The 15,931-nt window shown below is 65.2% G+C and carries 14 protein-coding genes; 13 read left to right on the plus strand and 1 reads right to left on the minus strand.

What is annotated here, in order from left to right; genetic code table 11:
* Positions 1-10: 10 nt before the first annotated feature.
* From mrdA to G513_RS24040, 13 genes are all read left to right on the plus strand, one after another.
* Positions 11-2,023 carry a penicillin-binding protein 2 gene (gene mrdA, locus G513_RS24010; RefSeq protein ID WP_022978332.1) on the plus strand — a complete coding sequence of 671 codons (2,013 nt, stop codon included), beginning with the start codon at positions 11-13 and terminating at the stop codon, positions 2,021-2,023.
* Complete coding sequence (gene rodA, locus G513_RS0118380; RefSeq protein WP_022978333.1) at positions 2,020-3,150, plus strand: rod shape-determining protein RodA; 1,131 nt, start codon at positions 2,020-2,022, stop codon at positions 3,148-3,150. Before mrdA ends, rodA begins: the two co-directional genes overlap by 4 nt.
* Before the next feature lie 279 nt (positions 3,151-3,429).
* Complete coding sequence (gene mltB, locus G513_RS24015) at positions 3,430-4,488, plus strand: lytic murein transglycosylase B (protein ID WP_022978334.1); 1,059 nt, start codon at positions 3,430-3,432, stop codon at positions 4,486-4,488.
* A 208-nt stretch (positions 4,489-4,696) separates the two neighbouring features.
* Entirely contained in the window at positions 4,697-5,695 is a 999-nt protein-coding gene (locus G513_RS24020) for a septal ring lytic transglycosylase RlpA family protein (protein ID WP_022978335.1), read from the plus strand.
* Between the two features lie 121 nt (positions 5,696-5,816).
* Positions 5,817-6,986: a D-alanyl-D-alanine carboxypeptidase family protein gene (locus G513_RS0118395; RefSeq protein ID WP_022978336.1), complete on the plus strand. Its 1,170-nt coding sequence runs from the start codon at positions 5,817-5,819 to the stop codon at positions 6,984-6,986.
* Positions 6,987-7,018: 32 nt separating this feature from the next.
* On the plus strand, positions 7,019-7,300 hold the full coding sequence (locus G513_RS24025) for a YbeD family protein (RefSeq protein WP_022978337.1): 282 nt from the start codon (positions 7,019-7,021) through the stop codon (positions 7,298-7,300).
* On the plus strand, positions 7,297-7,938 hold the full coding sequence (gene lipB / locus G513_RS24030; protein WP_022978338.1) for a lipoyl(octanoyl) transferase LipB: 642 nt from the start codon (positions 7,297-7,299) through the stop codon (positions 7,936-7,938). The genes G513_RS24025 and lipB overlap by 4 nt, the downstream gene beginning before the upstream one ends.
* Before the next feature lie 122 nt (positions 7,939-8,060).
* Positions 8,061-8,879 (plus strand): ABC transporter ATP-binding protein, encoded by an 819-nt coding sequence (locus G513_RS0118410; protein ID WP_022978339.1) that lies wholly within the window; start codon positions 8,061-8,063, stop codon positions 8,877-8,879.
* On the plus strand, positions 8,876-9,640 hold the full coding sequence (gene mlaE, locus G513_RS0118415) for a lipid asymmetry maintenance ABC transporter permease subunit MlaE (RefSeq protein WP_022978340.1): 765 nt from the start codon (positions 8,876-8,878) through the stop codon (positions 9,638-9,640). Before G513_RS0118410 ends, mlaE begins: the two co-directional genes overlap by 4 nt.
* 29 nt (positions 9,641-9,669) lie before the next feature.
* Positions 9,670-10,200, plus strand: a complete 531-nt coding sequence (gene mlaD, locus G513_RS24035; protein WP_022978341.1) for an outer membrane lipid asymmetry maintenance protein MlaD — start codon at positions 9,670-9,672, stop codon at positions 10,198-10,200.
* A 31-nt stretch (positions 10,201-10,231) separates the two neighbouring features.
* Positions 10,232-10,867 carry an MlaC/ttg2D family ABC transporter substrate-binding protein gene (locus G513_RS0118425; protein WP_022978342.1) on the plus strand — a complete coding sequence of 212 codons (636 nt, stop codon included), beginning with the start codon at positions 10,232-10,234 and terminating at the stop codon, positions 10,865-10,867.
* A gap of 7 nt (positions 10,868-10,874) precedes the next feature.
* Entirely contained in the window at positions 10,875-11,144 is a 270-nt protein-coding gene (locus G513_RS0118430; protein WP_022978343.1) for an STAS domain-containing protein, read from the plus strand.
* Positions 11,145-11,169: 25 nt separating this feature from the next.
* Positions 11,170-11,961 carry an MlaA family lipoprotein gene (locus tag G513_RS24040; RefSeq protein ID WP_022978344.1) on the plus strand — a complete coding sequence of 264 codons (792 nt, stop codon included), beginning with the start codon at positions 11,170-11,172 and terminating at the stop codon, positions 11,959-11,961.
* 103 nt (positions 11,962-12,064) lie between these two features.
* Here the strand turns inward: G513_RS24040 and purL are convergent, their stop codons facing one another.
* Positions 12,065-15,928 carry a phosphoribosylformylglycinamidine synthase gene (purL, locus tag G513_RS0118440; protein WP_022978345.1) on the minus strand — a complete coding sequence of 1,288 codons (3,864 nt, stop codon included), beginning with the start codon at positions 15,926-15,928 and terminating at the stop codon, positions 12,065-12,067.
* Between the last annotated feature and the right edge of the window lie 3 nt (positions 15,929-15,931).

A 15,931-nucleotide genomic window follows, 5' to 3' on the forward strand; every position in this document is an offset into this window, starting at 1 on the left:
GCGCCCCGCTGTGAACTCGCCGGGCTCATCGCGCAGCGGTTTCGACGCGATCAAGAACCTCTACGAAGAAAAACGCACTTTCACCGGTCGCGTCGTATTCGCTGCGGTGCTCTGCCTGCTGATGATCGGCATGCTCGCCGCGCGCCTGATCGACCTGCAGCTGGTCCGCCACGATTACTACTCGACGCGCGCCGACGACAACCGCATGCGGCTGACGCCGATCGCGCCGGTCAGAGGCCTGATCTACGACCGCAACGGCGCCCTGCTGGCGCAGAACCTGCCGAGCTTCGTGCTCGACATCACGCCCGAGCGGGTCCGCAATCTCAACGACACGCTCGAGCGCCTGAAGGCCTATGTGCGCCTCACCGATCAGGACATCGCCCGCTTCCGCGAGCGCATGCGCAAGGGGCCGCGCTATCGCAGCGTCACCCTGCGATCGAACCTGACCGCCGAGGAAGTGGCGCGCTACCAGCTCAATCGCTTCGACTTCGAAGGCGTGGAAGTCAACGCCGGCCTGGTCCGCGATTACCCGCTCGGCGAAAGCGCCGCGCACATCATCGGTTACGTCGGCGGCATCAGCGAAGCCGATTACGCCAGGCTCGAAGCCGCCGATTACGAAGGTCTTTCGCAGATCGGCAAGTCCGGCGTCGAGCGCAGCCACGAGGATCTGTTGCGCGGCGCGCCGGGCACCAAGATCGTCGAGGCCAATGCCGCCGGCCGGCCGCTGCGCGAACTCGAATCGCGGCCCGGCAGCTCCGGCCAGAACCTGTACATGAGCCTCGATGCCCAGCTGCAGCTGGTCGCTGAGAAAGCGCTCGGCGATCTCGATGGCGCGGTGGTGGCGATCGACCCGCGCAATGGCGAAATCTTGGCGCTGGTGTCGAAGCCGGGCTACGACCCGAAGCTGTTCGTAGAAGGTATCGACGCTGCCAGCTATCGCGGCCTGCTCGAGGACAAGAGCCGGCCGCTGTACAACCGTGCGCTGCTCGGCACCTATCCGCCGGGTTCGACGATCAAGCCGTTCATGGCCACCGCGGCGCTGAACTTCAAGACCGTGACGCCGGATACCGGCATCTACTGCTCGGGCTCGATGACCCTGCCCGGCAGCTCGCGCAAGTACCGCTGCCACAAGCGCCAGGGCCACGGCACGGTCAATCTCGACAGCGCTATCGCCAAGTCCTGCGACATCTATTTCTATCAGGCGGCGATGAATCTCGGCATCGACCGCATCGACGAAATTCTCGGCCAGTTCGGTTTCGGCAAGCCCACCGGCATCGACGTGCCGAACGAAAAAGGCGGCCTGCTGCCATCGAAGGAATGGAAACGCCGCGTCTACAAGCAGGTCTGGTTTCCGGGTGAAACGCTGAGCCTCGGTATCGGCCAGGGCTATCTGACCACCACGCCGTTGCAGCTGGCGCAGGGCACCGCCCGCCTGGCAATGCGCGGCCTCGGCTTCAAGCCGCACGTACTGCATGCGATCGCCGATCCGGCCACCGGTGCCATTGCCGGCGTGGCGCCCGAACCACTGCCGCCGTTGACTGGTCAGAGTGCCGAACTTCAGGAGCGGGTGATTCATGCGATGCAGCTGGTGACCATGTTCCCGGGCGGCACCGCCTACCGCGCGTTCAAGGACGCGCCGTACAGTTCGGCCGGCAAGACCGGCACCGCGCAGGTGGTCGGCCTCAAGCAGGAAGAGACGGTGGCGCCGACCTTCGACTCGACGCCCAAGCACCTGCGCGATCACGCGCTGTTCATCGCCTTCGCGCCGGTCGATGCGCCGCGCATCGCCATTGCCGTGATCGCCGAGCACGCTGGTCACGGCGGTTCGGTGGCAGCACCGGTCGCCCGCCAGATCATGGATCAGTACCTGCTCGGCAAGGTGCTGTACAACGAGGACCCGGCCGGAGCGGCAGCAGCGGCAGCTGCGGCGGCCGACCCGGCGCTGGAAGCCGAGGAAGGCGTGCCGACCGAAGATGAAGAGCCGCCTCCTGCCACCCCACCGCCGGCGGCGACACCGCGATGAATACTTCTGTCATCAGCCGCGCCCCGAACCAGTCGGTCAGCCTCGCCGATCGCCTGATCCGCGTGCACATCGACCTGTGGCTGATGCTGCTGCTGCTGGTGCTCGGCGTGGTCGGCCTGCTGGTGCAGTACTCGGCCAGCGGTCATTCGATGGCGGTGGTGCTCAATCAGGCGGAACGACTCGGCATCGGCTTCGCGGTGATGATCGTCGCGGCCCAGGCGCCGCCGGAGTTCTATCGTGCAGCCGCACCCTGGCTGTACGGCTTCGGCGTGGTGATGCTGGTGGCGGTGCTGGTGCTCGGCGATCACGCCAAGGGCGCGCAGCGCTGGCTTGATCTCGGCGTGCTGCGCTTCCAGCCGTCGGAAATCCTCAAGCTGGCGATGCCGATGGCGGTCGCCGCCTGGCTGCACACCCGGACGCTGCCGCCGAAGATTTCGACCATCCTGATCACCCTGGCGATCATCGGCGGCCCGACTGTGCTGATCGCCATGCAGCCCGATCTCGGCACCGCGATGCTGGTGCTGGCCGCCGGCGTGCTGGCACTGTATTTCGGCGGCCTCGGCATTCGCTGGATCCTGATGGTGATCGCCGCGATGGCCGCCGCCGCGCCGCTGCTGTGGCTGAAGCTGCACGACTACCAGAAGAATCGCGTGCTGACCTTTCTCGATCCGGAACGCGATCCGCTCGGTACCGGCTATCACATCACCCAGTCGAAGATCGCCATCGGCTCCGGCGGCCTGTTCGGCAAGGGCTGGCTGGCCGGCACCCAGGCGAAGCTCGATTTCCTGCCGGAATCGCATACCGATTTCATCTTCGCGGTCTATTCCGAAGAACTCGGCCTGCTCGGCGAAGCGGTGCTGATGGCGCTCTACGCAGCGATCGTCGGCCGCGGCCTGTACATCGCCCTGCGTGGCCAGGACAGTTTCCAGCGCCTGCTCGCCGGCTCATTGGCGATGACCTTCTTCATCTACGTATTCATCAACATGGGCATGGTCATCGGCCTGCTGCCGGTGGTCGGTGTACCGCTGCCGCTGGTGAGCTTCGGCGGCACTTCGGCGGTCACCCTGCTGGCCGGCTTCGGCATGCTGATGTCGGTCTACACGCACCGCAAACTGCTATCCAACTAGGGCCTGTTAACAATTACTTTGATCGCTGCGGCGGAGGTCATTTCTGCGCAGTGCAACGAACGAGGAGCGGCCAATGGCCGACCCATTGGCGCGACGAGAGAGGCAGCAATGCGCAGAAATGGCCCCGCCCCTTCGGGTTGCGGCCGAAAAACCGCCGGGACTTCGGTGCGAACCTTGACCATAGGTAGGCTATGGCCTGCGGTTCGCACCTCGCCCGGCGGCTTTTTGACCTGCAACGCAGCGACCAAAGCAATTGTTAGCAGGCCCAAGGAGCCCTTGATGCTGACTCGACTCCTCCCGTGCGCACCGCTGATCCTGGTGCTGTTCGCTGGCGCCGCCAGTTCGCCAGCCATGGCCGACTACGCGCATCACCCGAAAACACCGCTGCTGCTGAAGACGCTGCACGACGATTACGGGTTTTCCGCCGAAGATCTCGACGTGGTCAAGGCCGCGCTCGATGAAGCCAAGAAGCTGCCGAAGCTGATCGAGAAAGAGGTCAACAACAAGGAAGCCGGCGGCCCGAAACCCGAGGATCAGCCTAACTATCTACCGGACTGGAACGCCTACCAGCCGATCCACGTCAACGCCCGCAACATCACCAACGGCGTCCGCTACCTGCGCGACAACGCCGAGTGGTTCGCCCGCGCCGAAGCCGAATTCGGCGTGCCGCCGACGGTGGTCGCCGCGATCATGGGCGTGGAAACCAAGTACGGGACCTATTCCGGCAAGTACCGGGTACTCGATGCGCTGGCGACCCAGGGCTTCGATCATCCCCGCCGCGCGCCGTTCTTCTTTTCCGAGCTGACCGAGTTCTTCGCTTTCGCCCGCGACGCCAGCCGCAAGCCGGCCGAGCTGCTCGGCTCCTACGCCGGGGCAATGGGCTACGCGCAGTTCATGCCGAGCAACTACCGCTGGCTGGCGCTGGACTACGACAATGACGGCAAGCGCGACCTCTGGAGCGGCCCCGACGCGATCGGCAGCATCGCCCACTACCTGACCCGCTACGACCCGAAGCGTGCCTGGCGTCGCGGCGAACCGCTGGTGGTTCCGGCCACCGCGGACAGCGCGCCGGCCGAAGGCTTTCCGCGTAACGGAAAATTCGCCGATCAGACCATCGCTACGCTGCGTGCCGCTGGCGTGCAGGCGGCGATCGCCCTGCCGGACGAAACGCCGGTCGGCCTGGTGCAGCTGCGCCGTGGCCAGATCACCGAGTACTGGGTGGCGCTGCCGAATTTCTACGCGATCCAGACCTATAACCCGCGCATCTTTTATGCGATGGCCGTCACCCAGCTCGCCAATGCGCTGGCCGAGGCACAGTCCGAGAGTGCCGCCCGATGATCCGATGCGCTGACTCACGCCTGCCATCCTTGGCGCAGCCTCGTGCCCTCATCGGACCCCGGCCCGGCCATCCTTGGCCGGGCGTTCGGACGCGCAGCGGGCAGTGCCCGCAAAGCGCGCGTCCTCACCCGCGCATCTTCTACGCCATGGCCGTGACCCAGCTCGCCAATGCGCTGGCCGACGCGCAAGCCGCCGAGCACGCGGCGCGATGAGGGTCTGGAAGGCGCTGGTCGGCGCATCTGTCCTGCTGCTGGCTGCCTGCGCCACCGAAGCTCCGCGCCGTTATCCGGCTCCCGCACCCGCACCCAGCCCCGGTTCCAGCCGCGTGCCGCGAACCACGACGCCGGCCCAGAAGACGCCGGGCCGGACAACAACGGCATTGCCTCCGGCACCGGCTGGCGAGAAGGATCGCCCGCCGTCCGCAAACGAGATTCCGGCCAACGTCGGCGATATTCCCGATGCCGTGCCGGAGTCGGTGGAGAAGAGCCGCTACGGCAACCCCGAGTCCTACGAGGTGTTCGGCGTCCACTACGACGTGCTGCAGGACGCCGCCGGCTTCAAGGAACGCGGCCACGCCTCCTGGTACGGCAAGAAATTCCACGGCCGGCGCACGTCCAGCGGCGAGACCTACGATATGTTCGCGATGAGCGGCGCGCACAAGACGCTGCCGATTCCGACCTATGCCCGGATCACCAATCTGTCGAACGGCAAGAGCGTGGTCGTCCGCATCAATGATCGTGGACCGTTCCACTCCGGCCGCATCGTCGATCTGAGCTACTCCGCCGCGCACCGCATCGGCATCATCGGCGACGGTTCCGCCGAGGTGGAACTGGAAGTGGTCGACGCCACCGGCCGCACGCTGGTTGCGGCCAATCCGCCGGCCGCGTCGGTGCCGGCAGCGAAGCCGGCCGTGGTCGCCGAAATGAAGCCGCTGCCGCCCGGCCCGCCGATAGCCTTGCAGGTCGCCCGCAAGATCCAGCCGCGTTTCCTGCAGGCCGGTTCGTTCAGCGATTCCCGCAATGCGGCGACGTTCCGCGAGCATCTGGCGATCGCCGGCATCAAGCCGCTGCTGATGAAAAGCGAGACCCGCAACGGCCAATGGCTGTATCGCGTGCTGGTCGGCCCGTTCGCCGATGCGGCAGCGTTGGAAGCCATGCGCCGCAAGCTCGCCGACGGCGAGACCCGCACCATCCCGGTCAGCGAATGAACCGATCACCGATGCTGCGCTGCGTCATCGAATCTGCTGCGCTACCATTTCGCCGCTCGGGCAGCCCTCGTCCGAGCCCGTTTCTCCTGTTGTATTGCCTAAGTCAGCTCGAATTCCCCGGATGAACCTCCCGTTCCGCTTTGCCCGCAATCTGCTTCTGGTCGCCACGACCGTCATCGTCGCTGCAGCGCCCGCGCGCGCGGTCACCATCCCGGAAGCTCCGGCGATCGAGGCGAAGGCCTACGCGCTGCTCGATTTCGACAGCGGCGAGCTGCTGGCCGGCAATAATCCGGATGCCAGGGTCGAGCCGGCGTCGATCACCAAGGTGCTGACCACCTACGTCGCCTTCGACGAAATCCGCAAGGGCCGCCTGAAACTCGACGACACCGCGCTGATCAGCGAGAAGGCCTGGCGCCAGGGCAAGGATTCCAGCGAATCGCGGATGTTCCTGACCCTGGGCAGCCGGGTGAAGATCGAGGATCTGCTCCGCGGCATCATCATCGTCTCTGGCAATGATGCGTCGATCGCGCTCGCCGAACATCTGGCCGGCAGCGAAGAAGCCTTCGCCGATCTGATGAACGCCGCCGCCAAGAAGCTCGGCATGACCAACAGCCATTTCGTCGACGCCAGCGGCCTGCCGGACCCGGAGCACTACACCACCGCCCGCGACCTGGCGATCCTCGGCCGCGCGCTCATCAAAGAGTTTCCCGAGTACTACAAGATGTACTCGGAGCGCTCGTTCAAGTACGGCATCGATCACGCTCAGGAAAACCGCAACGGTCTGTTGATCAAGGACCCGAGCGTCGACGGCATCAAGACCGGCCATACCAGTGCCGCCGGCTACTGCCTGCTGACCTCGGCGAGCCGCGACGGCCGCCGCCTGATTTCCGCCGTCATGGGCGCCCAGACCTGGGCCTATCGCGAACAGGCCAGCCTCGAACTGCTGAACTGGGGTTTCCGCTTCTATGAAACCGCCAGCCTGTTCGGCCCGGCCGCCGCCGTCGGCACGATCAAGGTCTACAAGGGCGCCGCCAGCGAAGTGCAGGTCGGCACCCTGGAACCGGTGCGCCTGACCTTCCCGCGCGGCTCGAAGGAAACGATGCAGGTGCAGAACGAACTGTCACCGCGGGCGATCGCGCCGATCGCGCCGGGCGCAGTACTCGGCAAGGCCACGATCAGCGTCGACGGCAAGGTGCTGAAGACCGTCGACCTGGTCGCCCTGACCGAGGTTCAGAGCGGCGGTTTCTGGCGTCGCCTGATCGACCAGATCAAGCTCTGGATCGGCTTCTGAGCCCCGCCCGCCTCTCAGCCTGACCGACACCCATGAGCGACGACGAAGCCACCAAGACGCCCGCAGGACTCACTTATCCCTGCGAGTTTCCGCTGAAGATCTTCATTCGCCCGGATGAGGAAACGGCGACGCGGATCACGCAGGTGGTGCAGGCGCTGCTGGCGCCCGGCGCCGAGATCACCACCGCGCGCCGGCTGTCCAGCGGCGGCAAGTATCTGGGCCTGACCCTGAACTTCACCGCCGAAGACGCCGAACAGCTCGACCGCGTGATCAAGGCGGTGACCAGCGACCCGGGCGTGATCCTGGCGCTGTGAACACGATCGCCGTCCGGGAACTCGGCCGGCGCGACTACAGCTCGGTTTACGACGAGATGCGCGCCTTCACCGCGGCGCGCACTCCGGAAACGCGGGACGAACTCTGGCGGGTCGAGCATCCGCCGGTATTCACCCAGGGCCAGGCCGGCAAGCCGGAGCATCTGCTGAACCCCGGCGACATTCCGGTCGTGCAGAGCAACCGTGGCGGCCAGGTCACCTATCACGGCCCCGGCCAGGTGGTGATCTATGTACTGGTCGACATCGCCCGGCGCGGTTACGGCATCCGTTCGCTGGTGACCCGGCTGGAGGACGCGATGATCGCCACGCTGGCCAGCTACGGCATCACGGCGGCGGCGCGAACCGATGCGCCCGGTGTCTATGTCAGCGGCGTTTTCGATGACGGCCTGGGCCCTCGCCCCGGCAGCCGCAAGATCGGCAGCCTCGGGCTGCGCATCAGCCGCGGCTGCAGCTATCACGGCCTGTCGCTGAACGTGGCGATGGATCTGGCGCCGTTCTCACGCATCAATCCCTGCGGTCTGCTCGACATGCGCATGACCCAGGTTGCCGACCTTGGCGGACCGGCCGATTGCTCGTGCGTCGAAACCGATCTGATTGCTGCACTTCGCACCAAGCTCTGAACCCTGCAGCAATAGCGGGCGGACGCTTCACGGGGAACCAATCGCGGTGCGGGGCCTCCAATGCGGGAGTCATCGCGTATAGTTTCAAGTCTGTTTCAATCCTCCTTCGATAGCCCGTTTCGATGAATCCGGACACTTCCGACACGCTGGTTCGCGTTCGATCACTGCGTTTCGCATTCGGTCCGCGCGTGATCTACGACGGCATCGATATCGACATCGTGCGTGGCAAGGTCACGGCCATCCTCGGCCCGAGCGGTACCGGCAAGACCACTTTGCTGCGCCTGATCGGCGGTCAGTGGAAGCCGGATGCCGGCAGCATCGAATTCGACGGCATCAACGTTCACCGGCAATCGCGCAGCGAGCTGTTCGAGCTGCGCAAGCGCATGGGCCTGCTGTTCCAGAGCGGTGCGCTGCTGACCGATCTCAGCGTCTTCGAGAACGTCGCCTTCCCGCTGCGCGAACACACCCAGCTGCCGGAATCTATGATTCGCGATCTGGTGCTGATGAAGCTCGAAGCGGTCGGCCTCCGCGGCGCTGCGGCGCTGTATCCCGAACAGATTTCCGGCGGCATGGCGCGCCGGGTGGCACTGGCCCGCGCGATCGCGCTGGAGCCGGACATGGTCATGTACGACGAACCGTTCACCGGCCAGGACCCGATCTCGATGGGCGTGCTGATCCGGCTGATCCGGGGCCTGAACCAGGCGCTGGGGCTGACTTCGGTGATCGTCTCTCATGACGTCGACGAAGTGCTGTCGATTTCCGACTACGTCTACGTGGTCTCCGGCGGCAAGGTGCTCGATCACGGCACGGCGGACGCGATCCGGGCCTCGAAATCAGCACTGGTGCAGCAATTCCTGAAGGGTGAGTCCGATGGCCCGGTGGCCTTCCACTACAAGTCGTCGACCACCTATGCGGACGATCTGATGGCGGGGCGCGCATGAAATTCCTCAGCCCGGTCACCGATGCGGTCAGCGGCCTTGGCCGCGCCACGTTGTTCCTGCTGACCATTCTCGCCAGCATTCCCGGCGCGCTGCTGCGGCCGCGCCTGATCATTCAGCAGATCTACTCGGTAGGCGTGCTGAGCCTGATCATCATCGTCGTCTCCGGCAGCTTCATCGGCATGGTGCTGGCGCTGCAGGGCTATCGAACGCTGGTGAATTTTGGCGCTGCATCGAGCCTGGGCGTGCTAGTGGCGCTGTCGATCATTCGCGAACTGGGCCCCGTGGTCACCGGCCTGCTGTTCGCCGGCCGCGCTGGCTCGGCGCTGGCGGCCGAAATCGGCTTGATGAAAGCCACCGACCAGCTGTCCGGCATGGAAATGATGGCGGTCGACCCGATCAAGCGCGTGATCGCGCCGCGCTTCATCGCCGGCCTGATCGCGATGCCGTTGCTGGTGTCGATCTTTTCGATGATGGCCATCGGCATCGCCGGCGGTCACGCGATCGGCGTCGAGCTGCTCGGCGTCGACGACGGCTCCTATTGGTCGCAGATCAATCAGGCGATGCACGGCGGCGATATCCGCGACATGCTGATCAAGTCGGCTGTCTTCGGCCTCGCGATCAGCTGGATCGCCGTCTACCAGGGCTATCACGCAGCGCCGACTTCCGAAGGCGTTTCACGCGCCACGACCTCCACCGTGGTGGTGTCGTCGCTGGCGATCCTGGCGCTGGATTTCGTGCTCACCGCCTTCATGTTCCGTTAAGCGACCCAAGACCAGACTGGACCCTCATCATGCAATCAAGAAGCCTTGAACTCCTGGTCGGATTTTTCGTGTGCCTCGGCATCTCGGCGGTGTTCGTGCTGACGTTCCGCGTTGCCAGCCTCGATTCGGTTGGTGACAGCGGCAGCAGCTACAAGATCACCGCGAAATTCGAGAACACCGGCAGCCTCGCGCGCGGCGCTTCGGTGAAACTGTCCGGCGTGCGGATCGGCCGGGTTCGCGACATCGGCATCGACCCGGAAACTTTCCAGGCCGTGGTCACCATGGAAATCGACGGCAGCCGCAACAATATTCCGAGTGATTCGAATCTGAAGATCCTGACCGCCGGCCTGCTCGGCGAGCAATACGTCGGCCTGGAACCGGGCGGCGATCCCGAGCCGTTGAAGAACGGCAGCGAGATCACCTTCACCCAGTCCGCGCTGGTGCTGGAAAACCTGATCGGCCAGTTCCTGACCTCGTTCACGCAGAAGGAACCGGCCGCCGCAAAGAAGTCCGAAGAGCCCGTCGAACCCAAGGCCGAAGCCCCCGCTCCGGCAAAGTGAACTCACAGCAGCCTATCCGTTGGAGCACCCCATGTTGAAGAAATTCCTGACCCTGATCCTCGGCTTCGGCCTTGCTGCGCAAGTGGCGGCGGCGCCTGCGGCAACCACGCCGGATACCGCGCTGAAGGGCACCACCGAGCAGCTGCAGAAGCTGATCCAGGCGAACTACAAGGCTTACCGCGCCGATCTGCCGAAGTTCTACAAGGCCGTCGACGAAGTCGTGGTGCCGCGCTTCGATGTTCCCTACATCGCCCAGTTGGTGCTGGCCTCCAACTACAAGGCGGCGACCGCGGATCAGCGCAGCCGTTTCGCAGCCGCGTTCAAGAACATGATGGTTCGCGCCTACGCGAACGCCATGCTCGACAACTACAACTCGATCCAGATCGACTGGCTGCCGGTGCGCCTCGGCGAGAACGACAAGACCGCGCTGGTCAACACGACGATGAAGTCGGACAGCGGCAAGGCCTATGCAATCGGCTTCCGCGTGCGCAATGTCGATAACGACTGGAAGGTGTTCGACATCGCCGTCGAGAACATTTCGCTGATCACCAATTTCCGCACGCAGCTCAATGCCGAGATCAAGAAGAACGGTCTTGATTCGGTGATCGAGCGCATGGAGAAGGGCGACTTCATCGAAGCTGCGAAGAAGAACGGCGGAGCCAGCTGATCCTGCCGTGACTGCCAGCATGCAAGTGAACGGTGCGCTTGATTTCAAGCATGTGCCGCAGTGGCTGGACAAGGCCAAGGAACTCGCTGCTGCCGGTGAGCTTGACCTTGCAGGCGTCACCCGAGCCGATTCCGCGGGCCTGGCGCTGCTGCTCGAGCTGACCCGCCGGGCTCAGGCGTTAGGCAAGCCGCTGCAACTGCGCAACCCGCCGGCGCAGTTGGTCGAGCTGTCGCGCTTCTTCGGACTGGACACCCTGCTACGCTTCACTGACAGATAACAATACGTACACCGGGGGCGGCTTCATGAGGTATGCAGGCATTTCGTTGGCACTTGCGGCGCTGCTGGTCAGCGGTTGTGCCCATCACCCGGCCGACAACCCGTCTGACCCGCTGGAACCGGTCAACCGCGTCGTCTTCAAGATCAACGAAACCGCCGACAAGTACGCGCTGCGGCCGATCGCCAAGGGTTACGTGTACATCACGCCGGCGCCGATCCGTACCGGTATCGGCAACTTCTTCGATAACCTCGACGAGCCGCGCAACATCATCAACGCGCTGCTGCAGGGCAAGCCGCTGCAGGCCTCGAAGAACCTCGGCCGCCTGGTGCTGAACAGCACGGCTGGCCTGGTCGGTTTCATCGACGTGGCCAGCGAAGTGGGCCTGGCACGTCACGAGGAAGGCTTTGGCCAGACGCTCGGCTACTGGGGTGTCGGCGAAGGCTGGTATCTGATGCTGCCGCTGCTCGGGCCGAGCACCAACCGTGACCTGGTCGGTTTCGTCGTCGATATCCCGACCAAGCCGCTTTGGTACCTCAGCGGCAGCGAGGACGTCTACGCGCTCAGCGCGACCGGCATCAATCTCGTCAACACCCGCGCCAACTATCTCTCAGCCGATTCGATCCTGGAACAGCAGTTCGATCGCTACCTGTTCGTGCGCACCGCCTACCTGCAGCAGCGCTGGAACCTGATCCACGACGGCAATCCGCCGCTGGATGATTTCGAACTGCCGGATGATGAATCCGATGCGCCAGCCGCCGCTGCGCCGGATGCGGATGCACCGGCTGCCAAGAAGCCGGCCGCCACCAAGAAGAAGTAGCGGCCGCTTCAAAGAAAAAGGACGGCGCGGAAACCGCGCCGTCCTTTTTTGTTTCCGGGCCAAGTAGCGCCGGATCGCAGGTACGAGATCCGATCGGGTGTTTTCAGCGCGCAAATGCGCGCGCGTTCTGAAACATCCGGAACCACGGCGTCTTGCCGTCCCACTGCTGCGGCCACCAGCTACCGACGGTGCCGGCGATGGTGCGTTCGGGATGCGGCATCAGGATCGTCACCCGGCCATCGGCGTTGGTGACCGAGGCGATGCCGGCTGGCGAGCCGTTCGGATTCGCCGGATAGCGCGTTGCCACTCGGCCGCGGTTATCGATGTAGCGCATCGCGACACCACCGGCAGCTTCCAGCGCCGCCTGATCGGCCGCGTTGCCGAACTCGGCACGGCCTTCGCCGTGGGCGATGGCGATCGGCATCCGCGTACCCGCCATGCCCTGGAAGAACATCGACTTGCTCTCGGTCAGCTCGACCATCGACCAGCGCGCTTCGAACTGCTCCGAACGATTGCGCCGGAACGCCGGCCAGGCTTCCGCGCCGGGGACGATGCCCTTCAGTGCCGCCATCATCTGGCAGCCGTTGCAGACGCCTAGCGCGAAGCGATCATCCTTGGCCAGGAAGCGCTGGAACTCGTCGCGGGCGCGTTCGTTGAAGAGGATCGAGCGCGCCCAGCCGAGACCGGCGCCGAGCACGTCGCCATAGCTGAAGCCGCCCGCCGCCGCGAAACCGACGAAGCCATCGAGCTGCACGCGGCCTTCGAGGATGTCGCTCATGTGCACGTCGACGGCGTCGAAGCCGGCGGCGTGGAAACCGTAGGCCATCTCGACCTGGCCGTTGACGCCCTGCTCGCGCAGCACGGCAACCTTGGGACGCTTGCCGATCTTTGGAGCAACGGAAGGCTCGAAGGTCAGACGCACGCTCAAGCCCGGATCGGCCATGTCGCCGGCGGCGTCGAACTCTTCGCGCGTGCAATCCGGGTTGTCGCGCAAGGATGCGATGCGATGACTGGTCTCGGCCCAGTTGCGATACAGCGTCTGGACTTCGTTGCTGAACACGGTCTTGCCGCCGTGGTGAATCGTGATCTTTTCATCGGCGCTGGCTTCGCCGATCAGCCCGGCGTGCAGGCCGGCAGCGCGCGCGCTGGCGACAGCGGCGTCGACATCGGCGAGCTTCAGCTGGACGACAAAACCAAGCTCCTCGCAGAACAAGGCTGCGACCGGATCGGGGCCGAGGGCATCAAGTGCGACATCGATGCCGCTGCGGCCGGCAAACGCCATTTCGCACAGCGTGGCGAACAGGCCGCCGTCGGAACGGTCGTGATAGGCCAGCAATTTGCCCTGCGCGTTCATCGTCTGCAGCCAGTCGAACGCTGCCTTCAGCCGCGCGGGATCGTCGAGATCCGGCGCCGTGTCGCCAACCGCGCCGAACACCTGCGCGAGTGCGGAACCGCCCAGGCGGTTCTTGCCGGCGCCGAGGTCGACCAGCATCAGCCGGCTGGCGGCTTCGGCCTTGAGCTGCGGCGTCAGCGTCTTGCGCACATCGGCGACCGGCGCGAATGCGGTGATCACCAGGCTCAGCGGCGAGGTCTGAGTCTTCGTCTCACCGCCGTCCTGCCAGACCGACTTCATCGACAACGAATCCTTGCCGACCGGAATCGCGATGCCGAGCGCCGGGCACAGCTCACGGCCGATCGCTTCGACAGCGTCGAACAGGCGCGCGTCCTCGTCGCCTTGCCCGCAGGCGGCCATCCAGTTCGCCGACAGGCGAATGTCGGACAGCTTGCCGATATGGGCAGCGGCGATGTTCAGCACCGATTCGGCGACGGCCATGCGGCCGCTGGCAGCGGCATCGAGCAGCGCGATCGTCGGGCGTTCGCCCATCGCCATCGCTTCGCCCGTCATCGCTTCGAAACCGGTCGCGGTCACGGCGACGTCGGCAACCGGCGTCTGCCAGGGGCCGACCATCTGGTCGCGCACGGTGAGACCACCGACGGTGCGATCGCCGATGGTGATCAGGAACTGCTTCGAGGCCACGGTGGGGAGTTTCAGCACCCGCTCGGCGGCGTCCTTGATGAAAGCCTTCTGCGCCGCATCGCCAGCCGGCGGATAAGCCAGCGGCGCGCTGACCGGATGCTTGCGCGAGGTCACTCGCTGCATCTTCGGCGGCTTGCCGAGCAGCACCGGCATCGGCATGTCGACCGGCAAGCTGCCGTCGCTGTCTTCGACGATCAACTGCTGCACGGCCGTCGCGGTGCCGACCACGGCGAACGGGCAGCGCTCGCGTTCGCACATCGCCTGGATCACCGCGACCGATTCCGGGGCGATCGCGAGGACGTAACGCTCCTGCGATTCGTTGCACCAGATTTCCATCGGGCTCAGCGCCGGATCGGCGCTCTGCACGTCGCGCAGCTTGAAATGGCCGCCGCGATCGTCGGCATGCACCAGTTCCGGCAGCGCGTTGGAAATGCCGCCGGCACCGACATCGTGGATCGACAGGATCGGGTTCCGTTCGCCGAGCGCCCAGCACTGGTCGGCCACTTCCTGACAGCGCCGCTCCAGTTCCGGGTTGGCGCGCTGCACCGAGGCGAAGTCCAGTTCGGCGCTCGAAGCGCCGGTTGCCATCGACGATGCGGCACCGCCGCCCAGGCCGATCAGCATCGCCGGGCCACCGAGCACGACCAGCTTCGCGCCCTCGACCACCGCCAGCTTTTCGACATGCTGACCGCGGATGTTGCCGTAGCCGCCGGCGATCATGATCGGCTTGTGATAGCCGCGCATGCTGCCGTCTGGCAGCTTCTGCTCGTAGGTGCGGAAGTAGCCGTTCAGCACCGGGCGGCCGAATTCGTTGCTGTACGCAGCGGCGCCGATCGGGCCGTCGAGCATGATCTGCAGCGCGCTGGCGATGCGGGAAGGCTTCCCTAAATCCTGCTCCCAGGGCTGGACGAAACCGGGAATCCGCAGGTTCGACACCGTGAAGCCGGACAGGCCGGCCTTCGGGCGACCACCGCGGCCAGTGGCCGCTTCGTCGCGAATCTCGCCACCGGAGCCGGTTGCCGCGCCTGCGGCCGGCGAGATGCCGGTCGGATGGTTGTGGGTCTCGACCTTCATCAGGATGTGCACCGGCTCGTCGTGCTCGCGCCAGGCGCGATCGCTGTCCGGGAAGAAGCGCATCGCTTGGTGGCCTTCGATCACCGAGGCGTTGTCCTTGTACGCGGACAAGACGCCTTCGGGCGAAGCTTTGTAGGTCAGCTTGATCATGCCGAAAAGCGAGTCCGGCTGGACGGCGCCATCGACGGTGAATTCGGCGTTGAAGATCTTGTGCCGGCAATGCTCGCTGTTGACCTGCGCGAACATCATCAGCTCGGCATCGGTCGGGTTCTTGGCTGCACCCGTGTAGTGAGCGACGAGGTAATCGATCTCGTCCGCCGACAGCGCCAGGCCCCAGTCGCGATTGGCATTGACCAAGGCCTCGCGGCCGCCACTCAACACATCGACCTTGCGCAGGCTGCGGCGCGTGCCGCTGGCGAACACGTGCTGCAGATCGGCAGCTGTAGTCAGCACCGATTCGGTCATCGGGTCATGCAGCTCGGCGAGCGCCGCGGTCGGAAGGCTCGTCACACCATCGAGCAGATAGAGGCGTCCGCGTTCGACGCGCTTGACGCCCTTCAGCCCGCAGACCTTGGCGATGTCGGTGGCCTTGCTCGCCCAGGGGCTCAGCGTGCCGAGGCGCGGCACGATGTAGAGCATCGCGTCGGCAGTGGGGAGCTGAGCGGTCGATGCATCAAGCAGCTTGCACAGCGCAGCTTCATCGACGCCCTCATCATCGTCTTGGGCATCGACCATGAAGAACTCGACGGCGCGCACACCGCTGACCGCTGGCGAATGGCTTGCCAGGCTGGCGCGCAGGCGCTCGATGCGGAACGCGGACAGCGCGGTACCACCGGACAGGATGTGCAGGCTCATTCC

The sequence above is a fragment of the Nevskia ramosa DSM 11499 genome, from assembly GCF_000420645.1.
In the GTDB taxonomy this organism is placed as follows: domain Bacteria; phylum Pseudomonadota; class Gammaproteobacteria; order Nevskiales; family Nevskiaceae; genus Nevskia; species Nevskia ramosa.